A 17,529-nucleotide genomic window follows, 5' to 3' on the forward strand; every position below is an offset into this window, starting at 1 on the left:
TCCGCCCGCGTCCCCGACTACGGCCGGGGACGCGGGCGTGCCAGTGGCATGGCCGCGGCCATGGCCCAGCGCGGCATCCGGAACATGGGCCGGTCCCGGCCCAACGCGTCGATCGCGGACATCTCATCGGCGCTGAGCGCGAAGTCGAAGACGTCGAGATTCGCCGCGATGTGGTCGGGGTTCGTCGATTTGGGGATGGCGACGAAGCCGCGCTGGACGTGCCAGCGCAGGATGATCTGCACGGGTGACTTCGAGTGGGCGGTCGACGCGGCGAGCACGGCGGGCGCGGAGAGGAGAGACTTCGATCCGTGGCCGAGTGGGTACCATGCCTCGGCGACGATGCCGTGAGACGAGAGGTGCGGGAGCAGTTCGGGCTGCTGCCAGTGCGGGTGCAGCTCGACCTGATCGAGGACCGGACTGATCCGGGCCGTCCGATTCAGGCCTTCGAGGTCGGCGACGGTGAAGTTGCTGACCCCGATGGAACGGACCGACCCCTGGTCAACGGCCTCCTCGAGCGCCTTCCAGGCGCCGGCGATGTCACCCACCGGCTGATGCAGGAGCAGCAGATCGATGTGACCGGAGTCCAGGCGCTCCAGGGACTCGGCGATCGCAACCCGCGCCTTCTCGTACGCGTAATGCGAGGGCCACAGCTTGGTGGTGAGGAAGATCTCCTCGCGAGGGACTCCTGAGGCGCGGATGCCGCGACCGACGGCGCTTTCGTTCCGGTAGGCGATCGCCGTGTCGATGAGCCGGTACCCGGCGATCAGGGCCGACTTCACGCTGGCCTCGCACACCGCCACATCCGACATCAGATAGACGCCCAAGCCGATCTGGGGCATCCGAAGACCATTGGAGAGGGTGACTCTCGTCGTCATGGGACTCCTTCGCGGTGGACGCAGGTGCGCACGCCCATTCTGTGCGTGATCCCCTCCTCGCGACAGAGCGGCCCGATCGACGGGTCCGGAATCGCGGAGCGATCACGCGGTCGGGCGCGACAGCACCATGTGACGGTGGTCGACCACGACCAGAGCGATCTCACGCAGCCGCTCGAGGTATCTGGTGCCGTGGTGGGCGCAGTACGCGACGGAGAGCCCTGAAGGCAGCTCCGCGAAGACGAATGCTTCGACATACGCGCCCGTGCCGGCGCAGGTGTCACAGTACTCCGGGTTCAGATCAGCGTCGGTGTGGGGGTAGCGGTCGACGATGTCGATCGGTGATTCGTCCATGAGTCGCTCTGCTCTCTGCGGTGCGGTGACCGCTGCCGGTCCTTGCCTTTGCCCTTGATGAGGACGATCGGGGCCGTTCTGATACTGTCCGCGTCCTCACTTCCGCATCCCGAGCGGCATGTCAAGCGCCTTCTGAACCTCCGCCGCCCTGCCTAGCGTGCTGGCATGGAATGGCGACCGGACCGATTGATGGATCGTGCGACCTCAGGTGTGGAGCGGCTGCTCAAGAACATCGAATCTGCCGACGCCCTGGACCGAGTGACGACACCGCTGAGCGGCTTCGTGAACCGGATCCTGCCGGACGGCAGGTTCCGGGATCTGCTGCACGGTGTGCCGTTGGGGCATCCCGCGCATCCGTTCCTGGTTCAGGTCCCCCTCGGAGCCTGGCTGTCGGCCGTGGTGCTCGATCGCCTTCCCGGCACCGAGAAGTCCGCTCAGGTCCTCGTCGGGATCGGGACGCTCGCCGCTGTTCCGGCGGCAGCGGCGGGCCTCGCGGACTGGTCCAGAGGTCAGGACACTCATCTTCGAGTCGGGATCGTCCACTGGGCGTCGAATACCGTGGCTGTCGCCTGCTTCGCGGCATCCTTCATCCAGCGCTCACGCGGCCATGCCGCTTCGGGAAGAGGGCTCTCACTGCTCGGGATCGGCGTCGCCTCCATCGGCGGGTACCTCGGCGGCCATCTCGTCTACCGCCAAGCACTGGGCACGAACCACGTCGAGGACGTGCCCGGGCTTCTGCCGGACGGCTGGCACGCGGTCGCCGACCTCGACGACCTGCCCGACGGTCTGACCCGACGCGTCGTGGAAACCGTCCCCGTGCTGGTGTACCGGGACGGAGCAGAGATCCGTGCGCTCGCCGACCGGTGCTCGCACCTGTCCGGCCCGCTCCACGAGGGACGGGTCGTCCGCGAACGTGACGGCGCATGCGTGGTGTGTCCGTGGCACGGAAGCGAATTCTCGCTTGCCGACGGATCCGTGCTGCATGGACCGGCCACAAGCCCTCAGCCCAGCTTCCGGACCCGGATCACGGACGGCCGCGTCGAAATCGCGCTTTCCGAGTGAGTGTCGACCGCCGAGCGCAGACGCGCTGGGCACTGAACGAGGAGACGAGTATGCCCACACGATTCGGGTACACCCTGATGACCGAGCAGAGCGGTCCCCGCGAACTGGTGGAGTACGCATCCGCTGCTGAGCGCGCGGGCTTCGAGTTCGAGGTCTCCAGTGACCACTACACGCCCTGGCTCACGTCTCAGGGCCACGCGCCGAACGCCTGGACCGTGCTGGGCGCGGTCGCCAACGCGACATCCTCCGTCGAGCTGATGACCTACGTGACCTGCCCGACGATGCGGTATCACCCGGCGGTGATCGCGCAGAAGTCGGCCACTCTCCGCCTGCTGGCCGAGGGCCGCTTCACGCTGGGCGTGGGTTCTGGCGAGAACCTCAACGAACACGTCGTCGGAGAGGGATGGCCGTCCGTGGCTGTCCGTCAGGACATGTTGGAAGAGGCCATCCAGATCATCCGCGAGCTGCACACCGGTGAACTGACCACGTGGGATGGCGAGTACTTCCGCGTCGACTCGGCGCGGGTGTGGGATGTGCCGGAGGACGGTGTCCCCATCGCGGTCGCCGTATCGGGCGGGTCCTCGGTCTCGCGCTTCGCCCCGCTCGCCGATCACGCGATCGCCGTGCAGCCCGATGCAGAGCTCCTCGCCGACTGGGATGCGGCGCACGGCGGAGATTCGCGAAAGATCGGGCAGATTCCGATCTGCTGGGATCCCGACCCGGATGCCGCGCTCGAACGTGCATATGACCAGTTCCGGTGGTTCGGCGGGGGCTGGGCCGTGAATGCCGACCTGCCGACTCCGGCTGGCTTCGAGGCGGCGAGCCAGTTCGTCCGTCCGGAGGACGTCGCGAAGTCGATCCCGTGCGGGCCAGACCTCGACAAGATCGCCGAGGCGGTCAAGGAGTACGTGGATGCGGGTTTCACCGATGTCGCGGTGGTGCAGGTCGGCGACGAGAACCAGGATCGCTTCCTGTCGGAGGCGGCCGAGCCCCTCCTCGAAGTGCTGCGATCACTCTGAGCCGGCATCCGGAGCTGACTCTCGAGGTGGCGACGCCTGCGGCCTCCACCTCAGCCTCCCCGCGCGGTGCGCGTCACCACCGCGTAGCGTGAGCCGGATGAGACACGGAATCGTGATCCTGCCACAGGAGAACTGGCCGGCAGCTGCCCGCCGATGGCGCACGGCCGAGGAATACGGGTTCGATCACGCGTGGTCGTACGATCACCTCTCCTGGCGGAGTCTCGCCGATCAGCTGTGGCACGCGACCATCCCGACGCTCACGGCCGCGGCGACCGTGACGGACCGGATCGGGCTCGGACTGTTCGTCGCGAGTCCGAACTTCCGCCATCCGGTCCCGTTCGCCAAGGAGCTGGCGACGCTGGATGACATCGCCGGCGGGCGCGTTCTGCTCGGTGTCGGGTCAGGCGGAACAGGCTTCGACGCATACGTCCTCGGTCAGCAGGAGCTCACTCCCGCGGAGCGGCACGACCGATTCCTGGAGTTCGTCGATGCGCTGGATGTCCTCCTGCGCTTCGAGCCGCCGGGTTCGAGCGGAATCTCGTTCGCGGGCGATTGGTACACCGCGAAGGGTGCGCGGATGGTCGGCGCGCCATCCCGCCCGCCGCGCATGCCGCTCATCATCGCCGCCAATGGGCCCAAGACCATCCGCTATGCCGCCGCACGCGGAGATGGCTGGGTGACCACGGGCGGAAGTGAAGAAGATCGGGAGCAGTGGTGGTCACGCATCGCGACACTCGCCCGACGATTCGGCGACGACTACGCAGCATTCGGGCGCGAGGACCATGTCGCGCGGATCCTCTCCGTCGACACCGAATCCCACTACTCGCTCGCGAGCGCGGCGGAGTACGAGGACACCGTCGGACGTGCCGCCTCGCTCGGTTTCACCGACGTGGTCGCGCACTGGCCGCGAGAAGCCGGCATCTACGCGGGACGCGAGTCCGTGCTCGATGAGATTGCGGGGATGCTGTCGAGCGGTCGATAGCGCGACCAGTGATGAAGGGCTGCTTGCGGATCTGAGGGGCGGGTCACTGGACCGGGCGCCGCCTCCAGGCACGAGATAATGGGCGCATGTCCTCTTCTGTAGAACGCCGCTCCAACCCGACCGCGTGGGCCTCGTTCTGGTTCGCGCTCGCGGGCCTCGTGCTCATGCCCATTCCACTGTTCATCGGCCTGGTACTGGGCGGCGTCCTCTCCGTCATCGCCGCGGTCCTTGCCGTGATCGGCCTCCTGAAGGGTCTGGCGCGGGGCGGCAAGGGCATCGCCCCCGTGGTGTTCGCCGCGATCTTCATCGCGCTCACCTGGGGCGGCATCTCGCTCGGTGGCGGCACCATCTGGTAGACCGACAGCTGAGGGTCGGCATCGCTGCTCAGCAGCGCCCTCGTCTGATTCCACCCTTGCGGGCTTCGATCGCTCCCGGCGATCCCCACCGATCAGGTGAGCACCGCCGGGGTCCCGATCGGATGGTTACGCGAGTGCCTTGGACTTCAGCGAATCGAACTCCGCCTGCGTGATGGCACCCGAGTCCAGCAGAGACTTGGCTGAAGCGATCTGATCGGTCGCCGATGGTGCGGAGGCCACGGACTGGATGTAATCCGCCTGGGCTGCCCGCATCGCCTTCATCTGCTCGAGCTGGCGCTCCTGCATCCCGCCGCCGCGTGCGAGCAGATAGACGAGGATGCCGAGCCACGGGATCAGGATGACGAAGATCACCCAGATCGTCTTTCCTCCTCCGCCGAGGTCCTTGCTGCGGAAGATGTCGCCGAACACCCAGAACAGGCACATGAACCAGGCGAAGAACAAGAAGAACTCGAACAGTGCGAGGAGGAACGACCCATTGTCGTTGAACATATTGATTCCCTTGGTTCGGAGATTGCCACCAGCGGCGGAGGGCTGGCCTCCCGTTACACGCGACCGCTGGAACACTGCGCGATTCTCGGAGGCTATCAGCGACCGGAAGTGATCGGCGTGACCACGCTCGCACGACTTTCCCGGGCTCGTGGGCTGCCGCCGCTCACATGTCCGCCATCCGCTCTCTGAGGGAGATCTCGTGCACGCGAACTCCACGCTCCCCCTGGCGCTGAGAACGAGGGTCTAGCCGGCAGCGGACAACCCGGCCGCAACGGCGAACCCGAGCACGGCGACGAGGCCCGCGGCATTGCCGGCCTTCTCCTTCGCTTCCGGGATCATGGCACTGACCAGCATGACCAGCAGCGCGCCGGCCGCGAAGCCGTCGATCGCGCCCGTGAACTGATCGCCCACGAGGGCGGAGATCGCGTACCCCCCGACCGTGGCCAGTGCACACACGATCGCCACGGTCGTCCAGCCCAGGATGATCGTCCGGGATTTGGCTCCCGCGGACCTCATGTCGGTGGCAGAGCCGATTGCCTCTGGGAGGTTCGAGACGAAGATGGCGACGAGGAGAGCGATGCTCACCCCGTCGCCGGCAGCAAGGCCGATGCCCAGGACCGCCTGTTCCGGAACCCCGTCCAGGAGTGCGCCCAGCAGCAGCGGCATCCCGGCAGCGCTCTTGCCGGAGCGGCCGCCGATCCGCTCCACGCCGCGATCGCCGAGGTAGAAGCAGACGGCACCGGCAGCCAGCCCTATCGCTACCGGTATGCCTCCCGACGCTGCCAGCCCCTCTTCGACGAGCTCGAACGAGACGCTCGAGATCAGCGCCCCTGCGCCGAACCCCAGAACGGCGCCGATCAGGCGGCTGTCCCATTGCCGAATGACGCCCAGCACCGCGCCGATGACGAGGGAAGAGGCGGCGACCGCGCCCCACAGAAGAGCCGACAGCATCCCACGAAGATAGCGTGCGTCCGCGGCGGAGATGCCCGGACAGAACTTTGTTTGCGCGAAGTGCATCCAAATCCGCACCGCCAGGGGAAGACCCTTCTGCCGGGTCAACCCGCACCCGCACATGAAGGGAAAGTCCAATGAAGCGCATTCTCGCTATCGGAGCGATCACCGCTCTGTCCGTCTTCGGCTTCTCGGGCGCGGCCAACGCCGCGCCCGCCGACGCCGCCTGCTTCGGTGGGATTCACAAGCTCATCAACACCGAGGGCTACGCCGGATTCACGAACGTCGGCCAAGTGGTCAAGGCGCTGGGCGGCCAGGGCAAGAACGCGACCGCCGAGAGCCTCTGCCCCTGACGAACGTCTGACGCAATCGCACAGCAGAGCGGCGGCTCGGAACCTCGGTTCCCAGCCGCCGCTCATCGTCGTTCAGGGTATTGAGTAGATACGGACTGTCGACCCGGATCCCTTGGCGGTCAGCGTCGCCGGCATGGGACGGTACTGCCCGTCCGTGTTGTGGCTGACGAACGAGATCACAGGTCCATCGGGTGAGTACTCGACCCTCGAGACCGTCATGGTGTGATCCAGCCCGGGACCCGTATCACCCCAGTTGAAGACGCCGATGTCTCCCAGCCGCACCCGGTCGAGGTTGTCGGCGGTCGAGTATGTGAAGTTCTGGGAGGCCAGGTATGCGTCGATGTCCGGGGTGGCGCGCCATGCCTTGGACGCACCCCATGGCCCGTCGGAGCGCCAGGAATCGTCCATCACCCAACCTCGGGCCAGCAGGCCTTGACTGGCGAAGTTGACGCAATCACCGCCCGCCGGGTTGTAGTCGCCCCACTCCGCCGTGTTGTAGTCGGCGGCGTGCGCGAGAAGATAGTCGAGCTGCGCATCGACCGAGCCGGCCGTGGGTTGTGAGCTGGACTCCCCCGCGGCGGCGATGATCCCGTCGCGATACTCCTGAGCGTTCGCGCGAACAGCGTTCGCTGCGGTCGAAGCCGCAGCCAGGGCGGCGGCGAATTTCTTGGGCGTCGCCTTCCGCAATTCCTGGATCTGCGCGAACAACGCGTCCTCAGTGCTCTTCTCGGCGTCCGACCAACTCCCGAGTACCTTCTGAGCGCCGGAGACCGCCGCCTTCTGGAACGCCGCGACCGCGGCGGCCATCGCATGGGCGGCGGTCGCCGCGTCGTCGTCGCTCGGGTTTGCCGTGAGGACCGCGTCGCGCGCGGAGGCGAGCGCGGCGGAGGCGTCGGATGACACGAGGTCCGACGATACGGCGAGCGCGTCGTCGGCGACGCCGGCGAGGAGGACGATGGTGTCGCGCTGGCCGGCGGCGGCTGCGGCGGCAGTCACGCGGGGGACGACGACGGTCGCAGTGATCACGATCAGAAGAAGGACGAGCAGCACCCCCGCGCGACGACGTCGGAACATGCGTCGGCGCGCGGCCAGATCTCGTGCCGAGAGTGTCACCGCGCGAGAATACCCCGCCGGTGCGGTGCAGCCGGTGACCGCACTCGGCCGGTCCGCAAACAAGCGGGTGAGGATAGAGGGGTGGAGTCCCCGGCCGCCGCCTTCATCGACCGCACACTGCGGGCCGAAGCGTCAGAGTGGCGCACCTGGGCGGATGGCGATGCGTCGATGGGCGGCCTGCGTGTGTACGGCACGTCGGTCGGAGCGATCCGCGGCACCGTCCGCGACGCGCTTCGGCGCCATCGCGACCTCCAACACGACGACATCACCGCCCTCGCATCCGAACTGTGGGCGGAGCCGGTCTTCGAGCGTCGGTTTGCTGCGATTGTGCTGCTGCAGGGGCAGGTCGGCGTGCTCACCGGCAAGGACCTCACCCGCATCGAGGGGCTCCTCCGGGACGCTCGCGCGCCCGGTCTCATCGAGCCGCTCGCCCTCGACGTGGTGCGACCGCTGCTCGCCGGTCTGACGGGCACGGAAGCCGATCGCGCTCGACGCATCGTGACCCGCTGGGCCGCAGCGGATGCTGAGGGCCTGCGCGCAGCCGGCGCCCTGCTGTGAGGGTGCGAGGGCGTGACCAATCGCCTCTCGCAACGCTCGGCACGGGCGTGGCAGACCGAGGGATCTACCACTCGTGGGTGACGCTGGCAACCCCACACCGATTTCATGCTTGCTCACGGCTCTCCTGCATACGATGGCGCGACCGCACGACAAAGGAGACGAGAATGACCGATATCCGGGGAAACTCCGAAGCCACGCAGGCGGCGACAGATGCCGCCGATCCCGTTCCCACGTCGGCTCCCGCCGGGGCAGAATCCTTCGGCGCCACGACGGAGCACACCGCTGACGAGGTCTCGGCCGGCGCGGAAGCCGGAACGCGCGATGCCGCGGGAACCGCGAGCGACAGCGCCGACAAGGTGAACGAGAAGGTCACCGAGGTCTTCGATGGAGCCAGGAGCGCTGCATTCGAGGCGAAGGCCGCTGCCGGTAAAGCGGCGGCTGCCGCGGTCGATGCCGCCAAGGCCGCAACCGCGAGTATCAAAGTTGCCGCCGACGAGGTCGATTTCGACAGCATTGTCGCCAACACCAGGACCGTCGCGGGGGAATGGACTGACAAGTTGAAGGAGACCTACCGCGAGCGCCCCGGCGTCGTGATCGCCGCAGCGGCGGGTGCCGCGGTGCTGCTCGGCGCGGTCGCGCGCTCGATCGGTCGTCGCTGAGGCGGACACCGGCCGGTATCCAAGCCCCGGAGGCTCATTGGCAGGACCCCGGCTGCCAACGGGAGCCATCTGACCCCGTGACCGCGTGACCGACCGCGAGCTGGATGCGCTCGTAGATGCCTCGTCACGAATTTCCGCACCACGGTCAGGCGATGTCGCGCTGCGGCGCCGCCGTGAGAAGCTCGCGGAAGCCGCGCCGGTGATAGACGAGCGGCTCCGCATCGGCGGTCGCATCCAGCCGCTCGACATCGAGGACGACCAGGATGTGATCGCCGCTGTCGTGCTCGGCGTGTATTCGGCATTCGAGCCGCAGCGACGAGCCGCCGACGAACAACGCGCCGCCTTCACCCTCGCTCACTTCGAGTCCGGCGAACCGGTCCCGCGACCGGGATGCCAACTGCAGACACGCATCCTCATGCCCGCGCGCGAGCACCGAGACTCCGATGCGCTCGGCGCGACGCAGAACGGGCCACGTGCGTGAAGTCTTCTGAACGGAGAAGAGAACCTGCGGCGGCTCGAACGAGATGCCCACGGTGAACGACGTGGACACCAGCCCCGCCGGCACGCCGTCCACCATCGCGGTCAGGGCCGCCACTCCAGACGGGAAGTCCGAGAACGCCGTCTCGATGTCGTGCCGGTTGCCGAATGTGATGGTTCGCACGAGTTGCCTCCTCCGGGTCACCGAGGGGCGGTGACGCTTCTGCAGTCAATCGGGCCACGATTTCCCCATCGTAAGAAGGCGGTTTCCGCTCGATTGCGCCGATCACCTGTTACCGCGCCCGCAATCGCATTCCGCGGATGAACAGGGATTTATCGGCGGAGCGACGCAGGATACGCCGTGTCCGAGTGCTCCCCCCTCAACGCGGTGCGAGGGGAAACGGCGCGGGCAGCAAGGTCACCGCGTCGTGCTGCAGCTCGCCGTCGGTGACAACGGCTTGCAACGATGCCCGCCGGCTGTCGAGATAGGTGGAGTGCAGCTCGACGGGGTCGTGCTCCTGATCGAAGTAGAGAGTCTCACGCACGAGCAGCGGCGAGCCTTCGTCGATCCCGAGCAGCCGTGCGGTGCGGGCGTCCGCGCCGGTCGCTTCGACAACCACGCGGATGTCACCGGGCGCGGACCCGTGAATACGGCGGTACCAGCTCAGGTCTCCGGGCTCCAGAAACGGACGATCCTGCTCCAGCGCCTCTGCACGTTCGTGCCCGTAGCGCGAGAACACCCCCACGGTCTGCCCGCCCACCCTCACGAGGAACTCCGACATGTGCAGCGGCTCGGTTCCGCCTCCGATGCGCGAAGAGAGGTAGGGCGTCGGCGGAACACGCTGGTTCTCGAGCAGGAGCAGCGCGCCGCTGACACCGATCGACGGAGAGACGCATTCGAAGACCGGGAACGAATGGATCTGCGACACCACGACTGTGCCCACCCCAGGACGACGATCGACGAGGCCATCGGCATCCAGCTGCTGCAGCGCAAGGCGGACAGCGTTGCGGCTCGTCTTCAACTCGATGACCAGCTCCGCCTCACCGAGCCGGGTGTCCGCGGGAAGCTCGCCCGTCCGGATGGCCGAGCGGAGGAGTGCATAGACCCGTCGTGGGGACTGCTGCAGGGCGTGACCATTGCGCAGCCGCTCGCTGAGCAATCCCGCGACCGCCTCCTCGTCCACTGCCGCCATGTGCTGCCCGCTCTCATGGTAGGAATCCGAGCTATCGCTCGGTATTAGGAAATCACACTGCCGTTTCGGTCTGGTCACGCGGTGTGATCAGGACGTTTCCGGCGCCGGTGTCTGCGTCGAGGCGCCGCGAGGGCAGCGCCAGCACCGCCAGAAAGCCCACCGCGCCTCCGACCAGGCACGCGACGAAGACGAAGCGGATGCCGACCAGTACCGCCTCCGAATCAGGGACGGCGGATGCCGCGAAGGCGAGGAGAGCGCCGAATCCCGATAGGCAAATCACGGTGGCGAGGCTGCGGAGGAAGAGGATCAAGGCGGAACCGACGGCCATCTGATCATGACGGAGGAATCGCTGACCGGTTGCGATCACCTGCTGGCCGACGGCACCGACGCCGAGGCACACGGCCGCGCCGGCGGCCACCACGTAGACCATCGACGACTCGAGGTCGAGGAACGCGAGCATGCCGTAGCCGACGACGATGCTCAGCATCCCCACCGTCAGCACTGCCTTGTCTCTTCGGGTGCGTGTGACGATGTAGCCCGCGAGCAGCGAAGCGAGGAGTGTCGCTGCGGACAGCGGGATCAGCAGCAGCCCGGATTCGCCCGCCGTCGCATCCCGCACCGTCTGGAAGTACATGGCGAGATAGACCGAGGTTCCGAATGCTGCTACTCCCCCCACGCCGGAGGCGATGAGGATGAGGGTGAGGTCCCGACTACGCAGCAGCGCTCCCGGCACCAGCGGGTTTGCGGCGCGGTGCTCGACATACACGGCGATGCCGAGGAGGACCAGCGAGAGCACGCCTGCGATGAGGGCCAGCATCGGAGCCGATTGAAGCAGCGACAGGCCGACCATCGCCGCCGTCACCGTTGCAGCGATGGTCAGCGTGCCCGCGACATCGAATCGTCCCCGATTCGCGAACTCAGGAATCACGACTGGCGCGAACCGCCACACCATGATGAGGGCGACCAGCGCAACCGGGGCGGTGGAATAGAAGACCCACCGCCAACCACCCAGATCGACGATGATGCCGCCGAGGGCGGGGGCGAGAATCGCCGCGACCGACGTGACTGACCCCAGTGCTCCGAAATATGCCGGCCGCTCTCTCGGAGTCGTCATCCCGGTCACGATCAGCTGCACCAGCGTCACGATGCCGCCTGCTCCGGCGCCGATCACCACACGGCACGCGACGATCGTCCACGGTTCGGACGCGGAACCGGCGCCGATCGAGCCGATGAAGTACAGACCGAGCGACAGCATGAGCAGCCGCGTCCCCGAGATGCGCTCCGACAATCGCCCCCACACGGGTGTCGTCACGGCGAGCACGAGCAGCGATGTCGTGACGATCCAGGTGTACTGGAGGGCAGAGCCGTTGAGGTCGCCGATGATCTGCGGAAGCCCGGTGAGGACCATGGTGTTTGAGGCGACGGCGAAGAAGAGCGCGATGAACAGGGCCGCGAACGCGGGTCCGCGCCGACGACGGCGCGGACCCGCGGCGGTGCCGCTCATCCCGTGGTTCTGGTCGCCTCGGTCGAGGCGCACGCTCACTGGCCTCTGAAGTTCTCGCGCAGGGTGCGGCCGGCATACTCGGTGCGGAAGAGGCCGCGCCGTTGCAGGACGGGGATGACCTCATCCACGAATCTCTCGATTCCCGCGGGCACGCCCGAACGCGGCGCGATCATGAACCCGCCGTTGGCGCCGCTGGCGTGGAAGGCCTCTTCCATGTAGTCGGCGATCTGATCCGGGGTGCCGATGTACTCGGCTCCATAGACGAGCCACTCGCGTGCGTACTCGCGGATGGTGGTGGTGGGAGTTGTGTTGGCCATCGCCATATCGAGATAACCCCAGTTGGGCGCTATGCCCGCAGTACGCACCTCGGCGATGACTTCGTGGACGTAGGCATCGGGTTCGATCTCGTACCCGTCCAAACCCCACCACTGGCTGAGGAAGACGTGAAGCAGGCGGTCGGAGTACTGCTCGCGGAGCTTTCTCCGGATCTCATCCTCCTCCGCGGGTCCCGACACCACGTCGAACGAGCCTGCCCAGACGATGCCGACATCACGGGGGTCCCGTCCGACCGATCGGCACATCTCGTCCAGTCGCGCCCGATGCTTGCCCTTGCCCGCGTGGCCGTTCGCGCCCGCGAACTGCAGGTCCGCGTACGTGGCGGCCAGGCGCATGCCGGAATCCGACTGGCCTGCCATCACCTGCATCGGCCGACCCTGCGGCGACGGCGCGACCGGCAGCGGACCCATCACCGTGAAGTGCTCGCCTTCGTGATCGATGCGGTGCACTTTCGATGCATCTGCGACGATCCCGGTCTGCTGATCCCACAGCATCGCGTCAGGTTCGACGGAATTGAAGAGCTTGGTGAGCACCTGCTGGAACTCGTCCGCCCGATCGTAGCGCCACTCGTGGTCGGGGATCTGGTCGTAGCCGTAGTTCTGGCCCTCTTGTGGGAATCCGCTGACCACTGCGTTGAAGGCGACACGGCCGCGAGTCACGTGGTCGAGGCTCGCCATCATCCGCGCCGCGTGGAACGGGTGGTTGTAGGTCATCGACATCGTGGTGACGAAACCCAGACGTTCGGTGACGACTGACATCGCCGACACCATCGGGATCGGGTCGTGACGCGGCCAAGCGACGCCGAGCTCGACCGTGTCCTTCATGGAACCGTTCACCATCGGCGTGCCGGCGACGTCCGCAAAGAATGCGCCGTCGAACTTACCCCGCTCGAGTATGCGCGCGATGTCCAGGTAGAGCGCCGGATCGCCGTACTTCGCATAGTTCTGCCACGAGCCCGGGAAGCGCCATTTCGCATTCGAGTGGATGAGGGACAGGTCGCAGATCAGGCGGATGTGCTGCTGAGTTGAAGCCACGAGAGGTATTCCGTTTCTGGGATGGATCAGCGGTCGGACGTGCGGTTCCACCGGAGGACGACGCGAGCGGTGCCCTTCACGATGAGGTCGAAGATCACGCCGAAGAGCGAGAGCAGAGTGATGATGCCGAATAGCCCGGCCATGTTGTAGGTAGAGGTGTACATCTGCACGAGGGTTCCGAGACCGACGCTCGTTCCCGAGCCGAGAAGCTCGGCCAGCACCGCACCGGTCAGGCACAGCACGAAACTCGCCTCGAACGCTGCGAACAGGTAGGGCAGCGAGCGGTACATCCGGAGGTGACGGAAGCGCTGCCACCGCGTCGCATGTGAGACCCTCATCAGCTCCTCCTCTTCAGGTGAGGTGCTGCGCAGACCCTGGTACATGTTCACCATGATCGGAAAGAAGGTGAATGTCGCGATCAGGACGACCTTCGACCAGATGCCGAACCCGAACCACACGATGAACAGCGGGGTGAGGGCCACCTTCGGGATGGCCTGGAAGGCCACGATGTAGGGATTGAGCAAGCGGTACAGCAGCCGGCTCTCAGACAGTGCGATGGCGATCGCGATGCCGACCGCAGCGCCGATCCCGAATCCGAAGATGGCCTCCTGGAAGGTCACCCATGCCGCCTCCCAGATGACCGGCGATGCCAGCTGCATCCCGAGCGCCTGCAGGACCGGCAGCGGCCCGGGGACGAGGAGCGGATCGACATCGAGCGCAAGGATGAAGACCTGCCACAGCAGAAGTGCCACGAGCACGTAGGCGAGGACGATTCCGATGCGGCGCAGCGCCCGCTCGGACGTGCGGGCGACCGACTTCGTCGAGCGGGAAAGGATGCTGGGCGCTGGGCCGACCTCTGCAGGGGGCGCGAGAAGCTGAGTCATGACGGGTTCCTTTTCGGACGTCAGTGATTGATGTGCACGCGCAGCTCGCCGGCAAGGCGCGTGAACTCGGGGAGCGACCGGGTGGCTGAGCCGCGCGGTCGTGGGAGCTCGTTGGCCACGTCGGCCACGATCCGTCCGGGTCGCGGCGACATCACGACGATCCGATCGGACAGGTACACCGCCTCTGCGATGTCGTGCGTGATGAACAGGACGGTAGCGCCGGATTCCCGCCAGATCGACAGGAGTTCGTCGTGCATATGCTCGCGGGTGATCGCATCCAACGCGCCGAAGGGCTCGTCCATCAGGATGACTGCTGGATCGGTGACCAGTGATCTCGCGATCGCCACCCGCTGCCGCATCCCACCGGACAGTTCGCTCGGATACTTTCCTCCGAGCGCCGTCAGCTTCACCATTGTCAGCAGTTCTTCGACCCGACGCTCGACCACGGCCCTGTCCGCCGGCCGCTTTCCCATCCGAGCGGGAAGCCCGATGTTCTCGGCGACGGTGTACCACTCGAGCAGCGAGGGGGTTTGGAAGGCGATGCCGACCTTGCTGCTGGGACCGCTCACCTCCTCGCCCCCGATCTGCACCGAGCCGGATGTCGGGGACATCAGCCCCGCGATCATCCGGAGGATGGTCGACTTGCCGCAGCCGGAGGGACCCAGGAGCGAGATGAACTGCCCGCTCGGGATCGTCAGTGTCGTCGTATCCACTGCGCGGATGGACGTGCGATCCCGGGTCCGGAACTCCATCGAGACGTCGCGGAGGGCGATCGATCCCTCGAAGGTCTCCGTGATGCGCGGCGCGACGAGGGTCACTTCTCCTCCACGATCGCGTCGTGGTCGAATTCGTTGGCGGCGGCGATGTGATCCGCAGTGAAGAACTCCTCCGGCAGCACCTCACCCGTCGGCGTGATCATTCCGGTTTCGACAAAGTAGTCGATCTGGTTCTGCCACCGTTCGGCTGTCTGGTCGCCCCACAGCGTGCCCTCCGGTCGATCGGTGATGCCCATCGTGTCGAGGGTGGTCTGCAGGATGGCGAGGTCGTCGCTGAGTGCGGCGCTCTCGTCCTCACCGGGCAGCGGCGCGCGCTCTGGATAGGCACTCCAGAAGATGCGAACCGCGCTCTCCGGGTACCTCTTCAGGTACACAGCGGACTTGGCCAGCGCTCGGGAGACACCCTCCACGAGCGCGGGGTCGTCGGCGACGATCGCATCCGTCGTCATGATGCCGATCCCGTCCATGGTGCCCGACCACTCGGTGCCCTCGAGGACGCGAATGTCGTAGCCCGCGAGCTCCCACGAGGTGTACAGCCCCGGCCAATAGAGGACGGCGTCCACTTCGCCCGACTCCAGGGCCTGCATAGGAGTCGTCCCGTAGCCGGTCTCGATGATCGTCACATCGTCCTTCGACAGCCCGTAGGGTTCGAGCGACCGAGTGACATAGGCGTCTGCGTAGGGGCCGACCCCCCACGTTCCGATGACGCCGCCGGCCAGGTCCTCGACGGATGTCGACGGCGAGTCCTCGGAAACCGCGAGGCTGATATTCAGATCTGGGATGAGGTTGTAGATCATCTTGGTTTCGATGGAGGCACCGTTGCCGCTGAAGAGCGGTTCAGACGGCGAGGACATGATGAAGTCCACCTGGCCGGTTGTCAGCGACTGCAGCAGCCCGTCGGCGGCGGCATCGATCGTCATGTCGATGCACTCGTCGGCGAAGTAGCCCAGCTCGTCGGCGAGGATGCCGTACGGAATGTACGAGACATCGAGGTCGGCGGTGCCGATCACCAGATGGGCGGGCGTCATCTCGGCGCAATCGAGGGATGCCGCTCCGGCGGAGTCACCGGGGCCGGATGATGCGCAGCCGGCCAATGCGGCCGTCATGCCGACCACGGCGGCGACCGCTGTTCCAGCCCTCAAGCCTCTCGTCAGACTCACCATTCCTGCCTCGTTCCTCGTGTGGGATCGCCCTGGGCTCGGGTGGCCGGGTCGATGTGAGAGGAAAGCTATAGGCGGAGCCGCTCCAGGGTGTTGCGCGGGTTGTCACCGCGGGTTACGCCGTGATGAGGCGATCCATACCCCCGGATTTCGCGGGGTCCGAGCTTGATCGCGTTGCGTTACGCCGTTGCTGATGACGGATCGGAGATGGTTACGCCGGGGACAACGTGGGTTCGTCTCACGGGATGGGCGCCCCTATCGGTTTTCATGACTCGATCAGATCCACGTCCGGAAGCGCGCGGGAACCCCTGGGCTTCCAGGCCTCTCTGGTCAGGACAACAGGAGGTGGCGACGCCGCCGTCCATCGATCGCTGTGCGCTCTGCGGAACGGATGCCACGAGGGACCGACGCTTGTGCGGCGACGTGGTCGCGGCGTAGGCGACGCGATCAGCAGGCCTCGCACCGCTCAATGATTGCGGCGCGCGATGGGTGCCCACGTGCATCGATTCGGAGCCGGGGAGACCGCGGCTGCGGGGATTTTTGGTGGACCTGAGGGGACTCGAACCCCTGACCCCCTGCATGCCATGCAGGTGCGCTACCAGCTGCGCCACAGGCCCGGATGGTCTCGCGGATGCCCAAAACCCCCGGAATTCGGCCCTTGGGCTTCACTCCGGTGGTGGTAACTGCCAGCATACGCGACCAGCCATCGAGGCTTCTGGGTGCTCCTGGAGTGATCTCGAGGTATCTGAAGCGTCGACTTTATGCCTACAACTCGAGTGCAGGCGCGCGTCCGGACTCGCTGATTATCGATCGCGAGGTTTCAGCGCCCGTTCCTGAGCGGCGGCGGGCGCTCCGAGAAGCCGGATCGCCTCGGAACGCACAACGCGCTCGAGAATGTCGGCGGTATCGCTCAGCACCTCTGGGCTAAATGATCCAGAGCCGTGTGAGAGCGTGTTGCGGGCCCTCGTCAGTGCGCTGTGGACGGGGAGCGCTCCACGACCGATGTGGGAAGCGCGGACGGCCTTCACAAGCTCGCTCGCGCTGAGCTCGTCGGACACGGATGAGGGCATCCTCTTCAGGAGGGACGCCAACGCAGCGTCCAGCCCCTGCTGGGCCTCCTTTCGCATGTTTTTCTCGATGAACGCAACGTCCTGCTTCCCGAGTAGCGCCTTCACGCGGGTCATGATGCCTTCGCGCTTGTCGGCGTACTTGGCGCCGTCGGTCGCGTGCTTAGCTCGGTTTTCGAATCCGTAAGAGCCCTCAAGCGCCTGAAGCAGCAGGAGGAAACGGGATCGCGGATGTTGATCAGCCGCGGTCGTCATCGCACCGTACGTCTCAAGTAGCGGTTGCTGTTCGGTGACCAGCTCCTGCCAACG

General features: G+C 66.4%; 20 protein-coding genes and 1 tRNA gene. 7 read left to right on the forward strand and 14 right to left on the reverse strand.

Going from position 1 to position 17,529, the window contains the following annotated elements; genetic code table 11:
* Positions 1-17: 17 nt before the first annotated feature.
* Together AC1DP3_RS04840 and AC1DP3_RS04845 are read right to left on the reverse strand one after the other, a co-directional pair.
* On the reverse strand, positions 18-875 hold the full coding sequence (locus AC1DP3_RS04840; protein WP_477291799.1) for an aldo/keto reductase: 858 nt from the start codon (positions 873-875) through the stop codon (positions 18-20).
* A gap of 102 nt (positions 876-977) precedes the next feature.
* Positions 978-1,226, reverse strand: a complete 249-nt coding sequence (locus AC1DP3_RS04845; RefSeq protein WP_477291801.1) for a DUF7455 domain-containing protein — start codon at positions 1,224-1,226, stop codon at positions 978-980.
* Between the two features lie 165 nt (positions 1,227-1,391).
* Here AC1DP3_RS04845 and AC1DP3_RS04850 point away from each other — a divergent pair, with 165 nt between their 5' ends.
* From AC1DP3_RS04850 to AC1DP3_RS04865, 4 genes are all read left to right on the forward strand, one after another.
* On the forward strand, positions 1,392-2,288 hold the full coding sequence (locus tag AC1DP3_RS04850) for a Rieske (2Fe-2S) protein (protein WP_477291803.1): 897 nt from the start codon (positions 1,392-1,394) through the stop codon (positions 2,286-2,288).
* A gap of 50 nt (positions 2,289-2,338) precedes the next feature.
* Positions 2,339-3,307 carry an LLM class F420-dependent oxidoreductase gene (locus AC1DP3_RS04855; RefSeq protein WP_477291805.1) on the forward strand — a complete coding sequence of 323 codons (969 nt, stop codon included), beginning with the start codon at positions 2,339-2,341 and terminating at the stop codon, positions 3,305-3,307.
* Between the two features lie 97 nt (positions 3,308-3,404).
* The gene (locus AC1DP3_RS04860) at positions 3,405-4,289 is read left to right on the forward strand and encodes an LLM class flavin-dependent oxidoreductase (RefSeq protein WP_477291807.1); all 885 of its coding nucleotides are present in this window, start codon (positions 3,405-3,407) and stop codon (positions 4,287-4,289) included.
* An 86-nt stretch (positions 4,290-4,375) separates the two neighbouring features.
* On the forward strand, positions 4,376-4,645 hold the full coding sequence (locus AC1DP3_RS04865) for a hypothetical protein (protein WP_477291809.1): 270 nt from the start codon (positions 4,376-4,378) through the stop codon (positions 4,643-4,645).
* A 126-nt stretch (positions 4,646-4,771) separates the two neighbouring features.
* Here the strand turns inward: AC1DP3_RS04865 and AC1DP3_RS04870 are convergent, their stop codons facing one another.
* Positions 4,772-5,155 (reverse strand): SHOCT domain-containing protein, encoded by a 384-nt coding sequence (locus AC1DP3_RS04870; protein ID WP_477291811.1) that lies wholly within the window; start codon positions 5,153-5,155, stop codon positions 4,772-4,774.
* 243 nt (positions 5,156-5,398) lie between these two features.
* The gene (locus tag AC1DP3_RS04875) at positions 5,399-6,106 is read right to left on the reverse strand and encodes a ZIP family metal transporter (protein WP_477291813.1); all 708 of its coding nucleotides are present in this window, start codon (positions 6,104-6,106) and stop codon (positions 5,399-5,401) included.
* 137 nt (positions 6,107-6,243) lie between these two features.
* Here AC1DP3_RS04875 and AC1DP3_RS04880 point away from each other — a divergent pair, with 137 nt between their 5' ends.
* Positions 6,244-6,459, forward strand: a complete 216-nt coding sequence (locus tag AC1DP3_RS04880) for a hypothetical protein (protein WP_477291815.1) — start codon at positions 6,244-6,246, stop codon at positions 6,457-6,459.
* 72 nt (positions 6,460-6,531) lie between these two features.
* Here AC1DP3_RS04880 and AC1DP3_RS04885 read toward each other — a convergent pair whose 3' ends face one another.
* Positions 6,532-7,572, reverse strand: a complete 1,041-nt coding sequence (locus AC1DP3_RS04885; RefSeq protein WP_477291817.1) for an amidase domain-containing protein — start codon at positions 7,570-7,572, stop codon at positions 6,532-6,534.
* A gap of 81 nt (positions 7,573-7,653) precedes the next feature.
* On the opposite strand from AC1DP3_RS04885, the gene AC1DP3_RS04890 reads away from it, so the two are divergent.
* Together AC1DP3_RS04890 and AC1DP3_RS04895 are read left to right on the forward strand one after the other, a co-directional pair.
* Positions 7,654-8,130: a DNA alkylation repair protein gene (locus tag AC1DP3_RS04890; RefSeq protein WP_477291819.1), complete on the forward strand. Its 477-nt coding sequence runs from the start codon at positions 7,654-7,656 to the stop codon at positions 8,128-8,130.
* 164 nt (positions 8,131-8,294) lie between these two features.
* Positions 8,295-8,789, forward strand: a complete 495-nt coding sequence (locus AC1DP3_RS04895; protein WP_477291821.1) for a hypothetical protein — start codon at positions 8,295-8,297, stop codon at positions 8,787-8,789.
* A 145-nt stretch (positions 8,790-8,934) separates the two neighbouring features.
* On the opposite strand, the gene AC1DP3_RS04900 is transcribed toward AC1DP3_RS04895, so the two are convergent.
* The 9 genes from AC1DP3_RS04900 to AC1DP3_RS04940 form a co-directional block, all read right to left on the reverse strand.
* Positions 8,935-9,450, reverse strand: coding sequence for a flavin reductase family protein (locus AC1DP3_RS04900; protein WP_477291823.1), 516 nt, complete (start codon positions 9,448-9,450; stop codon positions 8,935-8,937).
* Between the two features lie 196 nt (positions 9,451-9,646).
* Positions 9,647-10,459 (reverse strand): GntR family transcriptional regulator, encoded by an 813-nt coding sequence (locus AC1DP3_RS04905; protein ID WP_477291825.1) that lies wholly within the window; start codon positions 10,457-10,459, stop codon positions 9,647-9,649.
* Positions 10,460-10,511: 52 nt separating this feature from the next.
* On the reverse strand, positions 10,512-11,996 hold the full coding sequence (locus AC1DP3_RS04910; RefSeq protein ID WP_477291827.1) for an MFS transporter: 1,485 nt from the start codon (positions 11,994-11,996) through the stop codon (positions 10,512-10,514).
* A 2-nt stretch (positions 11,997-11,998) separates the two neighbouring features.
* Entirely contained in the window at positions 11,999-13,333 is a 1,335-nt protein-coding gene (locus AC1DP3_RS04915) for an NtaA/DmoA family FMN-dependent monooxygenase (protein ID WP_477291829.1), read from the reverse strand.
* 26 nt (positions 13,334-13,359) lie between these two features.
* The gene (locus tag AC1DP3_RS04920) at positions 13,360-14,217 is read right to left on the reverse strand and encodes an ABC transporter permease (protein ID WP_477291831.1); all 858 of its coding nucleotides are present in this window, start codon (positions 14,215-14,217) and stop codon (positions 13,360-13,362) included.
* A gap of 20 nt (positions 14,218-14,237) precedes the next feature.
* Positions 14,238-15,035 (reverse strand): ABC transporter ATP-binding protein, encoded by a 798-nt coding sequence (locus AC1DP3_RS04925; RefSeq protein ID WP_477291833.1) that lies wholly within the window; start codon positions 15,033-15,035, stop codon positions 14,238-14,240.
* Entirely contained in the window at positions 15,032-16,153 is a 1,122-nt protein-coding gene (locus AC1DP3_RS04930) for an ABC transporter substrate-binding protein (protein ID WP_477291835.1), read from the reverse strand. The genes AC1DP3_RS04925 and AC1DP3_RS04930 overlap by 4 nt, the downstream gene beginning before the upstream one ends.
* Before the next feature lie 541 nt (positions 16,154-16,694).
* Positions 16,695-16,770 (reverse strand) — tRNA-Ala (locus AC1DP3_RS04935).
* A gap of 186 nt (positions 16,771-16,956) precedes the next feature.
* Positions 16,957-17,529 (reverse strand): hypothetical protein (locus AC1DP3_RS04940; protein ID WP_477291837.1); only part of this gene is annotated, 573 nt, incomplete at its 5' end.

This window comes from Microbacterium sp. P5_B6 (assembly GCF_056400345.1).

Excerpts from the sequence above, each read along its gene's own strand:
- AC1DP3_RS04840 (WP_477291799.1), bottom strand. The coding sequence starts at position 875 with ATGACGACGAGAGTCACCCTCTCCAATGGTCTTCGGATGCCCCAGATC.
- AC1DP3_RS04845 (WP_477291801.1), bottom strand. The coding sequence starts at position 1,226 with ATGGACGAATCACCGATCGACATCGTCGACCGCTACCCCCACACCGAC.
- AC1DP3_RS04850 (WP_477291803.1), top strand. The coding sequence starts at position 1,392 with ATGGAATGGCGACCGGACCGATTGATGGATCGTGCGACCTCAGGTGTG.
- AC1DP3_RS04855 (WP_477291805.1), top strand. The coding sequence starts at position 2,339 with ATGCCCACACGATTCGGGTACACCCTGATGACCGAGCAGAGCGGTCCC.
- AC1DP3_RS04860 (WP_477291807.1), top strand. The coding sequence starts at position 3,405 with ATGAGACACGGAATCGTGATCCTGCCACAGGAGAACTGGCCGGCAGCT.
- AC1DP3_RS04865 (WP_477291809.1), top strand. The coding sequence starts at position 4,376 with ATGTCCTCTTCTGTAGAACGCCGCTCCAACCCGACCGCGTGGGCCTCG.
- AC1DP3_RS04870 (WP_477291811.1), bottom strand. The coding sequence starts at position 5,155 with ATGTTCAACGACAATGGGTCGTTCCTCCTCGCACTGTTCGAGTTCTTC.
- AC1DP3_RS04875 (WP_477291813.1), bottom strand. The coding sequence starts at position 6,106 with ATGCTGTCGGCTCTTCTGTGGGGCGCGGTCGCCGCCTCTTCCCTCGTC.
- AC1DP3_RS04880 (WP_477291815.1), top strand. The coding sequence starts at position 6,244 with ATGAAGCGCATTCTCGCTATCGGAGCGATCACCGCTCTGTCCGTCTTC.
- AC1DP3_RS04895 (WP_477291821.1), top strand. The coding sequence starts at position 8,295 with ATGACCGATATCCGGGGAAACTCCGAAGCCACGCAGGCGGCGACAGAT.
- AC1DP3_RS04905 (WP_477291825.1), bottom strand. The coding sequence starts at position 10,459 with ATGGCGGCAGTGGACGAGGAGGCGGTCGCGGGATTGCTCAGCGAGCGG.
- AC1DP3_RS04920 (WP_477291831.1), bottom strand. The coding sequence starts at position 14,217 with ATGACTCAGCTTCTCGCGCCCCCTGCAGAGGTCGGCCCAGCGCCCAGC.